Here is a 15,620-nt window from a genome sequence, read left to right on the forward strand (position 1 = left end):
CTGCACCCGCTTTGAGTTTAGAACAAGCTGCTTTGTTGCGGCCAGTCGGGCAGATTGCGCAGCGAAGGCTCAAGTTGCAGCAACTGAGGCCACAGCGCCTGCAGTAAGGGGAACACTTCGCCCATATCCGGCGTATGGATAAACAGCATCGGATCGCTGTCCGCCTGCCATTCTGCCAGTTTGTTTTGCCACGGCTGAAACAGCGGCACGCTCTCTTCCACGCTGTCACTGCCGATAAAGCGCACCATCGGTTGCGAACCGCTGCGCACGGCATGCGGTGGCACGCGCGGTTTTTTCGCCCGGGCGTCCACGGCGGCGGCGCTTTGCGAAGTCGAGGCGTGCACCGGACGGCTATCGAGGATCACGCGATTCACGCCGCGTTCCAGCAGGCCACGGTTGAACGCGCGCTCAGCCTCGCCTTTGGCAAAAAACTGCTCGTGGCGCACTTCAACGCCGTAACTAAACCCGCGCGGCAGGCTATCGAGGAACAGCCACAAGTCTTTCAGTTGCGTGGGTGAGAAGGTCGCCGGCAGTTGCAGCCAATACTGCCCGATGCGCTGGCTCAACGGATCGAGCAAGCGGAAGAATTCGTTCAGCAGTTCATCGCAGTTCCGAAGCGCGGCTTTGTGGCTGATGCTGTTGGGAAATTTAAAGCAGAAGCGAAAGTCATCGTGAGTCATATCGCGCCAGCGCATCACTGCTTCCGGCGAGGGCAGCGCATACAGCGTGGTGTTGCCTTCCACGCAGTCAAACAGCTGGGCGTAATCCGCCAGGGTTTCCAGCCCATACTGCTTCCAGCGGGGATGCTGCCATTGTGGTAATCCAATGCGAAGTGTCAAACGCGGCTCCTGATCCTTTTACGGGCGGGAATAGGCCGGGTAATGTACCCTGTTTTGGTGTCGGCAGGAAAATCCGCGCGATAAACCGCAATGTTTTGCCCGCTTTGATCTGGCTCTACTTATCCTGCCTGGGTTTTTCCATTATAATAGCTGCCTTTTTTGCGACAGCATCTCAGAAGGTTACGCGGCCTGATGCTGTCTGGCAGCAGCGGCGAAGTTAAAAGGATACGTTATGCGTACAGAATATTGCGGACAGCTCAATCTGTCTCACGTGGGTCAGCAAGTCACTCTCTGCGGTTGGGTTAACCGCCGTCGCGATCTGGGCAGCCTGATTTTTATCGATATGCGCGACCGTGAAGGTATCGCTCAGGTATTCTTCGACGCCGATCATCAGGACGCTTTCCAGCTGGCCTCTGAGCTGCGTAACGAATTCTGTATCCAGATCACCGGCACCGTGCGTGCGCGTGAAGAGAAAAACCGCAACGGCGATATGGCCACCGGCGATGTCGAAGTGTTTGCCCATGCGCTGAACATCATCAACCGCGCTGAACCTCTGCCGCTGGACTCTAACCAGACCAACAGCGAAGAAGCGCGTCTGACCTATCGCTATCTGGACCTGCGTCGTCCGGAAATGGCACAGCGTCTGAAAACCCGTGCGAAAATCACCAGCTTCGTGCGTCGCTTTATGGATAACGAGGGCTTCCTCGATATCGAAACCCCGATGCTGACCAAAGCCACGCCAGAAGGTGCGCGTGACTATCTGGTGCCAAGCCGCGTGCACAAAGGCAAATTTTACGCGCTGCCGCAGTCCCCACAGCTGTTCAAACAGTTGCTGATGATGTCCGGTTTCGATCGCTATTATCAGATCGTTAAATGCTTCCGTGATGAAGACTTGCGTGCAGACCGTCAGCCAGAATTCACCCAAATCGACGTGGAAACCTCTTTCATGACCGCCGAGCAGGTGCGTGAAAAGATGGAGCGTCTGATTCGTGAACTGTGGATCGACGTGAAAGGCGTGGATCTCGGTGACTTCCCGCAAATGACTTTTGCTGAAGCTATGAACCGTTACGGTTCTGACAAACCCGATCTGCGCAACCCAATGGAGCTGGTGGACGTGGCTGACCTGCTGAAAAGCGTGGAATTCCAGGTGTTCGCTGGCCCGGCTAACGATCCGAAAGGTCGTGTTGCCGCGCTGCGTGTGCCGGGTGGCGCAGCGCTGACGCGTAAGCAGATTGATGAGTACACCAAATTTGTTGAGATCTATGGCGCTAAAGGTTTGGCGTGGATGAAGATCAACGAGCGTGCAAAAGGCTTCGAGGGTGTACAGAGCCCGGTGGCGAAGTTCCTGACGCCTGAAATCGTTGAAGCGATTCTGAACCGCACCACTGCACAAGATGGCGATCTGATCTTCTTTGGCGCTGACCGTGCCAAAATTGTCACTGATGCGCTGGGTGCACTGCGTCTGAAAGTGGGCCGTGATCTGAAGATTACTGACGAAAGCATGTGGGCACCGCTGTGGGTCATCGACTTCCCAATGTTTGAAGCGGATGAAGAAGGCGGTCTGGCTGCGATGCACCACCCGTTCACCTCGCCTAAAGAACTGACGGCTGAACAGCTGGCGGTCGACCCGACGCAGGCCGTGGCGAACGCTTACGATATGGTGATCAATGGCTACGAAGTGGGTGGCGGTTCCGTGCGTATCCACAACGGCAACATGCAGCAGACCGTATTCAGCATTCTCGGTATTACCGAAGAAGAGCAGCGCGAGAAGTTTGGCTTCCTGTTGGATGCCCTGAAATACGGCACACCACCGCACGCGGGCCTGGCATTTGGTCTGGACCGTCTGACCATGCTGCTGACCGGCACCGACAACATCCGTGATGTTATCGCGTTCCCGAAAACCACTGCAGCGGCGTGCCTGATGACCGAAGCGCCAAGCGAAGCCAACCCGGCAGCGTTGTTGGATCTCGGCATTCTGGTGGCTCCGAAGAAAGAAAAGTCAGAGAACAAGTAATGGGCTATAAACATCCGGTTTCAGTGCTGGTGGTGATTTTTGCGCGAGATACTGGCCGGGTGTTAATGCTGCAGCGACGGGATGATGAAAGTTTCTGGCAATCCGTAACGGGCAGCCTCGAAGCGGGTGAGAGCCCGCGTCAGGCGGCACAGCGCGAAGTGTCAGAAGAGCTGGGTATCGACGTTGCGGGCGAACAGCTGGTGCTGGACGATTGCCACAAACACATTGAGTTTGAAATCTTCCCGCACTATCGCCATCGCTACGCACCTGGTATCACGCACAACCGCGAACATTGGTTCCGGCTGGCACTCCCGCAAGAGCGTGACCTGCTGCTCACCGAGCATCTCGCCGCGCGCTGGCTCGATCCTGCCGCTGCCGCAGCCCTGACCAAGTCCTGGAGTAATCGCCAGGCAATCGAAGAATTTACCTGAATGCCCGCCGCCGCGCGTTTTTCCGGCGACGAATCAGCTAGATTTCATTTATCCTGCGCAGAGTTTCAACCCTGCGCCCTAATATTGAACAGTCGAGCGTAATCGGCGCAGCGAGGTCGGTTACCGCCAGCGCGCAGCAACCGGAGCGTACTTTTGTACGTGAGGATTGCGAGCACTGCCGGGAATCGAGATCGCAAGTAAGATAGCTCGTGCGAAATAAAAGATCGGAGAAATACTCAAGATGGCTGGACATAGTAAGTGGGCAAATACAAAGCACCGCAAGGCGGCGCAGGACGCTAAGCGCGGTAAAATCTTCACCAAGATCATCCGTGAGCTGGTGACCGCAGCGAAACTGGGCGGCGGCGATGCCGGCTCGAACCCGCGTCTGCGCGCAGCAATGGACAAAGCCCTGTCCAACAACATGACCCGTGACACCATGAACCGTGCGATTGCACGCGGCGTGGGCGGCGAAGATGATTCCAACATGGAAACCATCATCTATGAAGGTTACGGTCCAGGCGGCTCAGCGGTGATGATCGAGTGTCTGAGTGACAACCGTAACCGTACCGTGGGCGAAGTGCGTCACGCCTTCACCAAAACCGGTGGCAACCTCGGCACCGACGGTTCCGTTTCTTACCTGTTCAGCAAAAAGGGTGTGATCTCCTTTGCGCCAGGCCTGGATGAAGATGCGGTCATGGAAGCGGCGCTGGAAGCCGGTGCGGAAGACGTGGTGAGTTACGACGACGGTGCGATTGATGTGTTCACCGCGTGGGAAGAGTTGGGTGCGGTGCGTGATGCGCTGGAAGCCGGTGGCCTGAAGGCGGATACCGCTGAAGTCTCAATGATCCCTTCCACCAAAGCGGAAATGGATGCGGAAACCGCACCGAAACTGCTGCGTCTGATCGACATGCTGGAAGATTGCGACGATGTGCAGGAAGTTTATCATAATGGTGAAATTTCTGATGAGGTCGCGGAAACGCTGTAATGGCGTTTTCCATTAACCTCACAGCCGGAGGCGCGTAGTGGCGATCATTCTCGGGATTGACCCCGGCTCGCGCGTCACCGGTTACGGTGTGATTCGTCAGGTTGGCCGCCAGCTCAGCTATCTGGGCAGCGGCTGCATCCGCACCAACGTCACCGATCTACCCTCTCGCCTCAAATTGATTTACGCCGGGGTGACAGAAATCATCACCCAATTCTCGCCAGACTATTTTGCTATCGAGCAGGTATTTATGGCGAAGAATGCGGACTCAGCGCTTAAGCTGGGCCAGGCGCGTGGCGCAGCGATTGTCGCGGCAGTGAATCTCGATTTGCCGGTGTTCGAATATGCCGCACGTCAGGTCAAACAAACGGTAACCGGCACCGGTGGGGCAGAAAAAAGTCAGGTTCAGCACATGGTGCGCACCTTGCTGAAACTGCCCGCTAACCCACAAGCTGATGCCGCTGATGCGCTGGCGATTGCCATCACCCATTGTCACCTGAGCCAAAACACCACGCGATTGAGTGACGCTAAGCTGGTGATGACGCGTGGGCGATTGCGGTCCGGCTGACGAAAACCCAAACATTGAAGGCTGGATATTGATCCAGCCTTTTTTATGATATAAATACCCGTCATATTTCCACTGGCTGATGCGCGAGCTACCCTTGTTCACCTGAATCACTGACCTCAGTGCGTTCATCGTCATGCGCTCGCTTGCCGCTTTAACGTCAGCGGAAATCAATCAGGTATTTTTAGGATTACATAAGGAACTGCTCAGGTGATTGGTCGCTTACGAGGCAATATTCTGGAAAAACAGCCGCCGCTGGTGTTGATTGAGGCGCACGGTGTGGGTTATGAAGTGCACATGCCAATGACCTGCTTCTACGAGCTGCCGGAGATCAATCAGGAAGCGATTATCTTCACCCAGTTTGTGGTGCGTGAAGATGCGCAGCTGCTGTTCGGCTTCAATAACAAACAAGAGCGTGCGCTGTTCCGTGAACTGGTGAAAGTCAATGGCGTGGGGCCAAAACTGGCACTGGCAATCCTTTCTGGCATGTCAGCACAACAGTTTGTGACCGCCGTTGAGCGTGAAGAGATCGCGTCATTGATCAAGTTGCCTGGCGTCGGCAAGAAAACCGCCGAGCGTCTGGTGGTGGAGATGAAAGACCGCTTTAAAGGCATGCACGGCGATCTGTTTGGCAGTGTCTCGACCTTCACATTGACCACGCCGTCTGAAGCGCCAGCCGCGAATGATGCTGAGGCCGAAGCGGTTGCTGCACTGGTGGCGCTGGGTTATAAACCGCAAGAAGCCAGCCGCATGATCAGTAAAGTCGGCAAACCTGATGCGGATTGCGAAACCCTGATCCGTGAAGCTCTGCGCGCAGCTATTTGAGGTAATGCATGATTGAAGCCGATCGCCTGGTCTCGGGCGTCTCTATAAATGAAGAAGAGAGCCTCGACCGTGCCATTCGTCCTAAGCTCCTGGCGGAATACGTGGGGCAACCGCAGGTGCGCGAGCAGATGGAGATTTTCATCAAAGCAGCGCAACTGCGTGGCGATGCGCTGGACCATCTGCTGATTTTCGGCCCGCCGGGATTAGGTAAAACCACGCTGGCTAACATTGTGGCGAATGAGATGGGCGTGAATTTACGTACCACTTCTGGTCCGGTGCTGGAGAAGGCAGGCGATCTGGCTGCGATGCTGACCAACCTCGAACCTCATGACGTGCTGTTTATCGATGAGATTCACCGCTTATCACCGGTGGTGGAAGAGGTGCTCTATCCGGCGATGGAAGACTATCAGCTGGATATTATGATTGGCGAAGGCCCAGCGGCGCGCTCAATCAAACTTGATTTGCCCCCCTTTACCCTGATTGGCGCCACCACGCGCGCGGGCTCGCTGACCTCGCCGCTGCGCGATCGCTTTGGTATTGTGCAACGCCTTGAATTTTACAACGTACCGGATCTGCAACACATCGTCAGCCGCAGTGCAGCGTGCTTAGGATTGGCATTGAGTGAAGAGGGCGCGTTAGAAGTGGCGCGCCGTGCCCGTGGTACACCTCGCATCGCCAACCGTTTATTGCGTCGCGTACGCGATTACGCCGAAGTTCGCGCCAACGGTGTGATGAGTGGTGAAGTCTCTGCCAGCGCACTCGATATGCTCAACGTCGATAATCAGGGCTTCGATTACATGGACCGCAAGCTGTTGCTGGCGATCATCGACAAGTTCTCGGGTGGTCCGGTGGGGTTGGATAACCTGGCGGCGGCGATTGGTGAAGAACGGGAAACCATTGAAGATGTGATTGAACCCTTCCTGATTCAACAAGGATTCATTCAGCGCACGCCGCGCGGCCGTCTGGCCACGCAGCATGCCTACAAGCATTTCGGCATCAGCCGCGACGAGTAATGCTGGCGTTCGTCCGGCTGCGCGATTTCACGATCGGGCATTCGCTAAGGGGCCATTAATGGCCCCTTTATTACGCTGCCGGCTTTTTAGCCATACTGAAGATGAACAGCACAGCGGCGCACAGCACCACGGAAGGGCCGGCGGGTGTATCGTAAGTGGCGGAGAATGTCAGTCCACCGGTGACCGCCAGAATACCGATAATCACCGCAAAACCGGCCATCTGTTCCGGTGAACGGGAGAAACGACGTGCGGTGGCAGCGGGAATAATCAACAGTGAGGTGATAATCAGTGCACCGACAAACTTCATTGCCACACCAATGGTCAAGGCGGTGACCAGCATCAGCATCAGGCGCGTGCGTTGAATGTTGACGCCATCCACTTGAGCCAATTCCGGGCTGATGGTCATCGACAGCAGTGAGCGCCACTGCCATGCCATCACCGCCAGTACAATGGCCACGCCAGCGCCCATCATCCACAAATCATCCGGTGTCACCGCCAGCAGATCGCCAAACAGATACGCCATTAAATCGACGCGTACACCCTGCATCAGGCTGACTACCACCAAACCCAGCGACAGCGCGCTGTGCGCCATAATACCGAGTAACGTATCAATGGCCAGATGCGGACGACGCTCCAGCCACACTAAGCCCAGAGCCAGAAATACAGTCACCAGAATCACTGCATAATAGGGATTCACATTGAGCAGCAGACCAAAGGCCACGCCGAGCAGCGAAGCGTGCGCGAGGGTATCGCCGAAATAAGACATGCGGCGCCAGACCACAAACGAGCCAAGCGGACCCGCCGCCAGCGCCAGCAGCACGCCACCGAGCCAGCCGGGTAATAACAATTCAATCATGACGGACCATTTCCTTTGCGCAGCACAATGCGTCCCTGTAAATCGTGACGGTGATTATGATGATGGCGATAAATAGCCAATTGCTGCGCGCCACGTGGGCCGAACATGGCGATAAATTCTGGATGCTGCGACACCGCTTCTGGCGTACCGGAACAGCAGATGTGGTGGTTGAGGCACAGTACCTCGTCAGTTTTTGCCATCACCAGATGTAGATCGTGCGAAACCATTAGCACGCCACAGTTGAGCTCCTGACGAAGCTGATCGATCAAATCGTAGAGCGCCACTTGCCCATTTACGTCAACCCCTTGCGTAGGTTCATCTAACACCAGTAACTGGGGTTGATTGAGCAGGGCACGCGCCAGCAGTACGCGCTGGGTTTCACCACCTGAGAGTTTTTGCAGAGGCGCATTCAGCAGATGTCCGGCCTGCACGCGTTTCAAAGCCGGGAGAATAGCATCTCGCTTGCTGCCACGCGTCAGACGCATAAAACGTTCAACGGTGATCGGCAACGTCGGGTCAATGTGCAACTTCTGAGGCACGTAGCCAATGCGTAAACCGGGGGTGCGTTTGACGCTACCCCCTGTAGGCGTAAGAAGGCCGAGCACCGTCCGGACCAGCGTCGATTTGCCCGCGCCGTTCGGCCCAAGCAGCGTAAGTATTTTCCCTGGCTCCAGTGTCAGGCTAATACCTGCTAGCACAGGGCGCTGGGAAAACTTGACGGAGATGTTTTCAAGTGTAACAAGTGACGACATATTATTTACGGGTTGCATTGAATTTCGAATGTTATAATATCACATTCCATCAACAGGTCACGATGGAATGACGCATTATGTTACACATTAAGCAGCGCTTCGCTTTCACTCTTCCTGCTGCGGCTCTCGCCGCCGCCTGCGCGATGCCCGCGCACTCAGCCGTAGTGGCTTCAATCAAACCGATCGGATTTATCGCAGCGGCCATTGCAGATGGCGTGACGCCAGTGGAAGTGCTGTTGCCCGATGGCGCTTCAGAGCACGATTATGCTTTACGTCCTTCTGATGTAAAACGTATTAAAAACGCGGACTTAGTGGTATGGGTTGGACCAGAAATGGAGGCGTTTCTGACCAAGTCAGCGGCAGAGTTACCTGAGGCTAAAAATCTCGAAATAGCGGCGATGCCAGGGGTGAAACCGCTACTGATTCGTGGTGGTGAAGACGAGGACGAACATGAGCACGGTCACGATCATGAGCATGACTCAGATAAGTCTGATGACCAGGAGCCGTCTCATACACACCACCACCATGGTGAGTTTAATATGCACCTGTGGATGTCACCTGAGATTGCGCGACAATCTGCGGTTGCAATCCACGGAAAATTATTGGAACTTATGCCGCAAAGCAGAGCCAAACTTGACGCGAACCTGCAGCAGTTTGAAGCAGAATTAGCAGATGCGGATAAGCATATTGGCGCGCAGCTTGCCCCCGTTAAGAGTAAGGGTTATTTCGTTTTTCACGATGCTTACAGCTACTTTGAAAAACACTACGGTTTGTCCCCTGCTGGACATTTCACCGTCAACCCTGAGATCCAACCGGGCGCCCAGCGTTTACATCAAATACGAACACAGTTGGTTGAGCAAAAAGCCGTATGCGTTTTTGCTGAACCACAATTCAGGCCGGCCGTCATCGATGCCGTGTCTCGCGGAACCAACGTGCGCAAAGGCACACTTGACCCGCTGGGCATGGGAATCAGCTTAACCAAAGACAGCTATGTGAAATTCCTCTCACAGTTGTCGAGCCAGTATGCGAGCTGCCTGAATGGAGCATAGAGGAATAAGTAAAAGTGCAGCAGATAGCCCGCTCTGTCGCCCTCGCATTTAATAATTTGCCGCGTCCCCACCGCGTTATGCTGGGTTCATTAACCGTTATCACGTTGGCCGTCGCTGTCTGGCGGCCTTACGTTTACCATCCCCATGATGTTGCCCCCATCGTGAAAGACATCACGCTGGACAAAAACGAACTGCGCACGCTGTTACCCGAAGCCAGTGAGCCGATTGATCAGACCACGGTTGAACCGGAAGAAGAGATTCCGGCCGATGACATCGATAAAGATGTGCAGAACAACCCGAATCAACACGATTACACCGTTTCCTCTGGCGATACCCTGAGCAGCGCACTGAATCAGTACGGTATTGATCTCAGTGATATCAATGCGTTAGTCAATAGCGATAAAGATTTCCGTAACCTGCGCGTCGGTCAGCAACTCAGTTGGACGTTGGATGCGGATGGTCAACTGCAAAACTTTACCTGGGAAGTGGATCGCCGTGAAACCCGCACTTACGAGCGCCAGCCGAATGGCAGCTTTAAGATGCAGCAGGAGATGCAAAAGGGCGAGTGGCAAAATAGTGTGCTGAAAGGTGAAGTGCGTGGCAGCTTTGGTGCCAGCGCCCAGCGTGCAGGCTTGACAAGTGCTGAAACCAGCAATGTTATCAAAGCCATGCAGTGGCAGATGGATTTCCGCAAACTGCGCGCCGGTGACGATTTTAGCGTGCTGATGTCACGCGAGATGCTGGATGGCAAAAGTGCGCAGAGCCAGCTGCTCGGCGTGCGTCTGCGTACCGGTGGCAAAGATTACTACGCGTTCCGCGCGGAAGATGGCAAATTCTACGATCGTAACGGCTCAGGCCTTGCCCGTGGTTTTATGCGCTTCCCGACGGTGAAACAGTATCGTGTTTCCTCCAACTTTAATCCGCGCCGTCTTAACCCGGTAACGGGCCGCATCGCACCACATAAGGGTGTCGATTTCGCGCTGCCGATCGGTACACCGGTATTGGCCGTGGGTGATGGTGAAGTGGTGATGGTCAAAAATGGCGGGGCGGCGGGTAACTACGTGGCCATTCGTCACGGTCGTCAGTATATGACCCGTTATATGCACCTGAGTAAGGCGCTGGTGAAACCAGGACAGAAAGTGAAGCGCGGTGACCGTATTGCGCTGTCAGGCAACACCGGGCGTTCTACAGGGCCACATCTGCATTACGAAGTGTGGATCAACAATCAGGCCGTCAATCCACTCACGGCGAAACTGCCGCGTATGGAAGGGCTGACTGGTAAAGATCGCAGCAATTATCTGGCGGACGTGAAGAGTTATCTGCCACAGCTGGCACTGAAATAACCCATTTCTGTAGCCAATAGTGAAAAAACCGACGAATTATTCGTCGGTTTTTTGCTATCTGACGCATGATGATTGCAAAATTAACCACCGTCACTATCATTGTCCCGTCATTGTCAGAGGCGAGTGCATGGAAACCCGAAAGAAAAATAACAGTGAATTTATTCCCGTTTTTCAACGTTCTTTTTTAAAACCGAAATACTGGGGCAATTGGCTGGCGATTGGTGCGCTGGCGGGCATGGCAATGCTGCCTGCCAAAGTGCGCGACCCGATTTTGGGTGGATTGGGGCGGTTTGCCGGTAAGCTGGCAAAAAGTGCGCGTCGTCGTGCGTTGATCAATCTCTATTATTGCCTGCCGGAGTTAAGCGAAGCACAGCGCGAAGAGATTGCTGATCGTATGTTTGCCACCGCGCCACAGGCGATGGTGATGATGGCTGAGTTGGGGATGCGCGATCCGGCTCGTGTGCGCCAACGCGTTGACTGGCACGGCCGTGAAATTATCGAAGCCCTGCAGGCCAACAAAGAGAACGTGATTTTTCTGGTGCCGCATGGTTGGGCCGTGGATATCCCGGCGATGCTGCTGGCGTCAGAGGGCCAGATGATGGCGGCCATGTTCCATAATCAGAGCGATCCGCTGCTGGATTATGTGTGGAACACCGTACGGCGTCGCTTTGGTGGCCGCATGCATGCACGTAATGACGGCATTAAGCCATTTATCGCCTCGGTGCGTCAGGGCTATTACGGTTACTATCTGCCGGACCAGGATCACGGCCCGGAGCACAGTGAATTTGTGGATTTCTTTGCCACCTATAAAGCAACACTGCCAGCGGTCGGCCGATTGATGAAAGTGTGTCGCGCGCGCGTGGTGCCACTGTTTCCGGTGTACAACAGCGAGGCCCATCGTCTGGAAATCTATGTGCGTCCGCCGATGGACGATTTGCTGGATGCCGACGATAACACCCTGGCGCGGCGAATGAATGAGGAAGTTGAGATATTTGTGCGGCCGCATCCAGAGCAATACACCTGGATTTTAAAGCTGCTGAAAACGCGTAAAGAAGGGGATATTGAACCTTATGCGCGTAAGGAGCTTTATCCTCGCAAGAAATAACGAAGGGGCCGATTGGCCCCTTTGATTATTCTACCGCTTCGACGTGGCTGCGCCGGATACGTTCACGCAGGAACAGTGTGACCAGGCCAAACCACAGCACACCCGCCGCAAAGTTGATGCCGCTGAACCATGGCGTGCCACCACTGAAGTAGCCTGCTTTCGCCAGTTCAATCCCGATGGCCAATGTCAGAATACTGATCATTCCCAGCATGGCTGCCACGCTGCCTTTACCTTCGCTGCTGGAATACAGCGTCAGACGATACAGACCGGCGTTGACCATGCCCGCACCAAAGGCATACAGACTTAATCCTGCGGTCAGCAGCAGGTAGGTATGGCTGTCGAGCAGGTTAGCCAGCAACGAGATGCTTAAACCCAGCAGAATCGGCCACGCCGCGAATTTGACCGGCTGCTCGATGGGAACGCGACCCGCCAGTTTACCCAGCGTCAGGTTGCCAGCGATCATGGCAAGGAACACTGGCAGTTGCAGCAACGCATACTCCATGCGCGATAAGCCCTCGTCATGCATCAGAATCACGGGCGACAGGGCAACCCAGGTCAGAATCGGAATAAACACCAGGCCAATAGCGAAAGATCCATACATCACCTGACGATCGCGTGCCAGACGGACATAGGCGCGTGCCAGATTCGGCAGGGCAATGGAGTGGCTACTATCGCCAGCGGTTTCCGGCATGATGCGCCACAGCACCACAAAAGCCACCACGCTACAAATCGCAAACAGCCAGAACATGCTGCGCCATTCACCCACGGTCAACCAGGCGGCACCCGCCAGCGGACCGGCCAGCGGGGCTAAGAGGGCCACGTTGGCCATTAGCGCCATCATGCGCACCGCTAAAGCCTCATCAAACGCTTCCTGCACGGCGGCATAACTGACTGCACCGATAAAGCACAGGCTGATGCCCTGAATAAAGCGCAGGGTGACAAACTGTTCGATGTTCGTGACCCAGGTGGTCAGAATGCAGGCCGCAGCAAAGAACAGAATGCCGAACAGCAGGACTGGACGGCGACCATATTTGTCCGAGAGCGGGCCGAGCAGCCACTGCAGCACCACGCCGCCCATCAGATAAGCAGTAAGAGAAGTCGACACCCATTCCGGGCCGACGTTGAATTCAGAAGTGACCAGCAGCATGCCGGGCTGAATCATGTCATGGGCGATGTAAGTCGCGAACTCAAACAACACCAGCGCGAGCGGGAACAGCAGCACCCGTCCGGTGAGTTGGGTAATCGGTTGATAGCGGGCCATCTGGCCTCCTTGTCAGAAAAAATAAAAACGCGACTGCCAGGCAGTCGCGTTTATCCATGTTGTTACAGCCGCTGTGAGTGGTGCGTGAGCGTTTAGTCTACGCGCAGAACACGGCTGGTGTTGGTGGTGCCGGTGGTTGCCATCACGTCGCCCTGGGTGACAATCACCAGGTCGCCCGAGACGAGGAAACCTTTGTCGCGCAGCAGGTTCACTGCATCATGCGCGGCGGCTACACCATCATTGTTGCTGTCGAAGTAAACCGGTGTCACGCCGCGATACAGCGCAGTCAGGTTCAATGTACGTTCGTGACGTGACATAGCGAAGATCGGCAGGCCAGAAGTGATACGTGACGTCATCAGCGCAGTACGGCCCGATTCGGTCATGGTGATGATGGCAGAAACCCCCTGCAGGTGGTTGGCTGCATACATCGCGGACATCGCAATCGCTTCTTCCACGTTGTCGAACTGCACTTCAAGACGGTGCTTAGACACGTTGACGCTTGGGATTTTTTCCGCACCGAGACACACTTTCGCCATCGCAGACACGGTCTCCGCTGGATACTGACCGGCAGCGGTTTCTGCTGACAGCATCACGGCATCGGTACCATCCAGCACGGCGTTCGCCACGTCCATCACTTCAGCACGGGTTGGCATCGGGTTGGTGATCATCGACTCCATCATCTGCGTGGCGGTGATGATGGTACGGTTCAGCTGACGCGCACGACGAATCAACGCCTTCTGGATCCCTACCAGTTCTGGATCGCCAATTTCAACGCCGAGGTCGCCACGCGCGACCATCACCACGTCAGAGGCGAGAATGATATCATCCATCGCTTCCTGAGACGCAACGGCTTCTGCACGTTCGACTTTGGCCACCAGTTTGGCATCACAACCTGCATCGCGCGCCAGTCGGCGAGCGTAGTTCATGTCTTCACCATTTCGCGGGAATGACACGGCCAGGTAATCCACGCCGATTTTCGCGGCGGTAATGATATCGACTTTATCTTTCTCCGTCAGCGCTTCGGCAGACAAACCGCCGCCGAGTTTATTGATGCCTTTATTGTTGGAGAGCGGGCCGCCGACGGTGACTTCGGTGAAGACTTTCACACCCTGAACTTCCAGCACCTTCAACTGTACACGACCATCATCCAGCAGCAGGATGTCGCCCGGCACCACGTCTTCTGGCAGGCCTTTGTAGTCGATACCGACTTTCTCTTTATCACCTTCGCCTTTGCCCATATCCGCATCCAGCAGGAAGCGATCGCCAACATTCAGGAAGACTTTGCCTTCTTTGAAGGTGGAAACACGAATTTTTGGACCTTGCAGGTCGCCCAGAATCGCCACGTGACGGCCAAGCTTAGCGGCAATCTCACGCACCTTGTTGGCGCGCATCTGGTGGTCTTCCGGGGTACCGTGGGAGAAATTGAGTCGCACCACGTTCGCGCCCGCCGCGATGATTTTTTCGAGGTTATTGTCGCGATCGGTGGCTGGGCCGAGGGTAGTTACGATCTTGGTTCTTCTGAGACGTCTTGACATGAAGGACTCCGTTGACAAAGGTTCGTGTCACTCTCAAGGGGACACGGTGTAATCGCATATTCTATATGATCGATGGGCTGTGATTCGACTCACATTGTGAATGTGATGTTAATTATTTTACTGCAACCGCTTTTCCAGGCGCGAATCTTTGAGCGCTTCTTTCACCCGTTTCAGGTTTTCGCGGAAAGCCGCGCCACGCTCAAGGGTAAAACCTGTCGCCAAAACATCAACCACGGTTAATTGCGCAAGGCGGGAAACCATCGGCAGGTAGATATCCGTATCTTCAGGTACATCGAGCGTCAGTGCGAGGGTTGCTTCTGCCGCAAGGGGTGAACCCGGAGAGGTGATAGCCAGTACTGTGGAAGCGTTTACACGCGCCAGGCGAGCCAGTTCTATCATATTTTTGGTTCGACCAGTATGTGATATGAGAACAAAAACGTCATTTGGTCCACTATTTATGCAACTCATGCGCTGGATCACAATATCCTCTGACCAGATGACCGGCAGATTAAAGCGCAGGAATTTATTGGTCGCGTCGTGCGCCACAACCGCAGAGGCGCCGAGACCAAAAAAGGCGATTTTTTGGGCCTGAGTCAGGGCTAGAACCGCTTGATCAATGACCTGAAGATCCAGTTGTTGGCGCACATGACTTAAGCCGGCGAGGGCGGAATCAAAAATCTTGTGGCTGTAACTTTCAACGCTGTCATTTTCTTCCACATCGCGGCTGACCCAGTTCGGGGTCTTCGCCAGACTTTGCGCCAGGCGTAACTTGAAGTCGGGGAAGCCGCGCGTGCCCATACGATGGCAGAAGCGATTCACTGTCGGTTCGCTAACGTCGGCGGCGCGGGCGAGGGTGGCGATGCTGGAGTGCATTGCCTGCTGCGGAGCGGCCAGAATCTGTTCTGCCACTTTCCGTTCTGATTTGCTCAGCGCGTTAAGTTGCGCCTGAATATGTTCCAGCATGTCGTTAACCCGATGCGCCTCAATCACTTTCGTCGCGTTCATCACCTGATAAAACGCTGCCAATTCACAACAATATACCGTGTAATA

15 protein-coding genes are annotated in these 15,620 nt (G+C 55.0%); 9 read left to right on the forward strand and 6 right to left on the reverse strand.

Annotation, left to right across the window (positions count from 1 at the left end; all coding sequences use genetic code 11):
• Positions 1 to 17: 17 nt before the first annotated feature.
• The gene (locus FD737_RS04585) at positions 18 to 839 is read right to left on the reverse strand and encodes a DUF72 domain-containing protein (RefSeq protein WP_097116853.1); all 822 of its coding nucleotides are present in this window, start codon (positions 837 to 839) and stop codon (positions 18 to 20) included.
• Between the two features lie 232 nt (positions 840 to 1,071).
• Here FD737_RS04585 and aspS point away from each other — a divergent pair, with 232 nt between their 5' ends.
• From aspS to ruvB, 6 genes are all read left to right on the forward strand, one after another.
• The gene (aspS, locus tag FD737_RS04590) at positions 1,072 to 2,853 is read left to right on the forward strand and encodes an aspartate--tRNA ligase (RefSeq protein ID WP_160832827.1); all 1,782 of its coding nucleotides are present in this window, start codon (positions 1,072 to 1,074) and stop codon (positions 2,851 to 2,853) included.
• Positions 2,853 to 3,284, forward strand: a complete 432-nt coding sequence (gene nudB / locus FD737_RS04595; protein WP_034828648.1) for a dihydroneopterin triphosphate diphosphatase — start codon at positions 2,853 to 2,855, stop codon at positions 3,282 to 3,284. Before aspS ends, nudB begins: the two co-directional genes overlap by 1 nt.
• A 241-nt stretch (positions 3,285 to 3,525) precedes the next feature.
• The gene (locus tag FD737_RS04600; protein ID WP_160832828.1) at positions 3,526 to 4,269 is read left to right on the forward strand and encodes a YebC/PmpR family DNA-binding transcriptional regulator; all 744 of its coding nucleotides are present in this window, start codon (positions 3,526 to 3,528) and stop codon (positions 4,267 to 4,269) included.
• 37 nt (positions 4,270 to 4,306) lie between these two features.
• Positions 4,307 to 4,834, forward strand: coding sequence for a crossover junction endodeoxyribonuclease RuvC (gene ruvC, locus FD737_RS04605; protein ID WP_038646509.1), 528 nt, complete (start codon positions 4,307 to 4,309; stop codon positions 4,832 to 4,834).
• A 207-nt stretch (positions 4,835 to 5,041) separates the two neighbouring features.
• Positions 5,042 to 5,656: a Holliday junction branch migration protein RuvA gene (gene ruvA / locus FD737_RS04610; RefSeq protein ID WP_160832829.1), complete on the forward strand. Its 615-nt coding sequence runs from the start codon at positions 5,042 to 5,044 to the stop codon at positions 5,654 to 5,656.
• Positions 5,657 to 5,664: 8 nt separating this feature from the next.
• The gene (ruvB, locus tag FD737_RS04615) at positions 5,665 to 6,669 is read left to right on the forward strand and encodes a Holliday junction branch migration DNA helicase RuvB (protein ID WP_097116855.1); all 1,005 of its coding nucleotides are present in this window, start codon (positions 5,665 to 5,667) and stop codon (positions 6,667 to 6,669) included.
• A gap of 70 nt (positions 6,670 to 6,739) precedes the next feature.
• On the opposite strand, the gene znuB is transcribed toward ruvB, so the two are convergent.
• Both znuB and znuC read right to left on the reverse strand, forming a co-directional pair.
• Positions 6,740 to 7,525, reverse strand: coding sequence for a zinc ABC transporter permease subunit ZnuB (gene znuB, locus FD737_RS04620; RefSeq protein ID WP_034828656.1), 786 nt, complete (start codon positions 7,523 to 7,525; stop codon positions 6,740 to 6,742).
• The gene (gene znuC, locus FD737_RS04625) at positions 7,522 to 8,277 is read right to left on the reverse strand and encodes a zinc ABC transporter ATP-binding protein ZnuC (RefSeq protein ID WP_097117250.1); all 756 of its coding nucleotides are present in this window, start codon (positions 8,275 to 8,277) and stop codon (positions 7,522 to 7,524) included. The genes znuB and znuC overlap by 4 nt, the downstream gene beginning before the upstream one ends.
• Positions 8,278 to 8,354: 77 nt before the next feature.
• Between znuC and znuA the strand changes: the two genes are divergently transcribed.
• The 3 genes from znuA to lpxM all read left to right on the forward strand — a co-directional run bounded on the left by znuA (position 8,355) and on the right by lpxM (position 11,774).
• A complete protein-coding gene (gene znuA / locus FD737_RS04630) occupies positions 8,355 to 9,326 on the forward strand; it encodes a zinc ABC transporter substrate-binding protein ZnuA (RefSeq protein WP_058960184.1) in 972 nt (323 codons plus the stop codon).
• A 14-nt stretch (positions 9,327 to 9,340) separates the two neighbouring features.
• Positions 9,341 to 10,669 carry a murein DD-endopeptidase MepM gene (mepM, locus tag FD737_RS04635; RefSeq protein WP_160832830.1) on the forward strand — a complete coding sequence of 443 codons (1,329 nt, stop codon included), beginning with the start codon at positions 9,341 to 9,343 and terminating at the stop codon, positions 10,667 to 10,669.
• A gap of 127 nt (positions 10,670 to 10,796) precedes the next feature.
• Complete coding sequence (gene lpxM / locus FD737_RS04640; protein ID WP_160832831.1) at positions 10,797 to 11,774, forward strand: lauroyl-Kdo(2)-lipid IV(A) myristoyltransferase; 978 nt, start codon at positions 10,797 to 10,799, stop codon at positions 11,772 to 11,774.
• Between the two features lie 25 nt (positions 11,775 to 11,799).
• Here the strand turns inward: lpxM and FD737_RS04645 are convergent, their stop codons facing one another.
• The 3 genes from FD737_RS04645 to FD737_RS04655 all read right to left on the reverse strand — a co-directional run bounded on the left by FD737_RS04645 (position 11,800) and on the right by FD737_RS04655 (position 15,533).
• Positions 11,800 to 13,035, reverse strand: a complete 1,236-nt coding sequence (locus FD737_RS04645) for an MFS transporter (protein WP_160832832.1) — start codon at positions 13,033 to 13,035, stop codon at positions 11,800 to 11,802.
• Between the two features lie 92 nt (positions 13,036 to 13,127).
• A complete protein-coding gene (gene pyk, locus FD737_RS04650; RefSeq protein WP_038646525.1) occupies positions 13,128 to 14,570 on the reverse strand; it encodes a pyruvate kinase in 1,443 nt (480 codons plus the stop codon).
• Positions 14,571 to 14,687: 117 nt separating this feature from the next.
• Entirely contained in the window at positions 14,688 to 15,533 is an 846-nt protein-coding gene (locus FD737_RS04655) for a MurR/RpiR family transcriptional regulator (protein WP_160832843.1), read from the reverse strand.
• Between the last annotated feature and the right edge of the window lie 87 nt (positions 15,534 to 15,620).

The sequence above is a fragment of the Pantoea sp. Seng genome, from assembly GCF_009829935.1.
Lineage (GTDB): Bacteria > Pseudomonadota > Gammaproteobacteria > Enterobacterales > Enterobacteriaceae > Pantoea > Pantoea communis.

Bases quoted from the DNA above. Each gene is read 5' to 3' on its own strand.
- lpxM (WP_160832831.1), top strand. From the start codon at position 10,797: ATGGAAACCCGAAAGAAAAATAACAGTGAATTTATTCCCGTTTTTCAA.
- FD737_RS04600 (WP_160832828.1), top strand. From the start codon at position 3,526: ATGGCTGGACATAGTAAGTGGGCAAATACAAAGCACCGCAAGGCGGCG.
- FD737_RS04645 (WP_160832832.1), bottom strand. From the start codon at position 13,035: ATGGCCCGCTATCAACCGATTACCCAACTCACCGGACGGGTGCTGCTG.
- aspS (WP_160832827.1), top strand. From the start codon at position 1,072: ATGCGTACAGAATATTGCGGACAGCTCAATCTGTCTCACGTGGGTCAG.
- znuB (WP_034828656.1), bottom strand. From the start codon at position 7,525: ATGATTGAATTGTTATTACCCGGCTGGCTCGGTGGCGTGCTGCTGGCG.
- pyk (WP_038646525.1), bottom strand. From the start codon at position 14,570: ATGTCAAGACGTCTCAGAAGAACCAAGATCGTAACTACCCTCGGCCCA.
- nudB (WP_034828648.1), top strand. From the start codon at position 2,853: ATGGGCTATAAACATCCGGTTTCAGTGCTGGTGGTGATTTTTGCGCGA.
- znuA (WP_058960184.1), top strand. From the start codon at position 8,355: ATGTTACACATTAAGCAGCGCTTCGCTTTCACTCTTCCTGCTGCGGCT.
- ruvB (WP_097116855.1), top strand. From the start codon at position 5,665: ATGATTGAAGCCGATCGCCTGGTCTCGGGCGTCTCTATAAATGAAGAA.
- znuC (WP_097117250.1), bottom strand. From the start codon at position 8,277: ATGTCGTCACTTGTTACACTTGAAAACATCTCCGTCAAGTTTTCCCAG.
- FD737_RS04655 (WP_160832843.1), bottom strand. From the start codon at position 15,533: ATGCTGGAACATATTCAGGCGCAACTTAACGCGCTGAGCAAATCAGAA.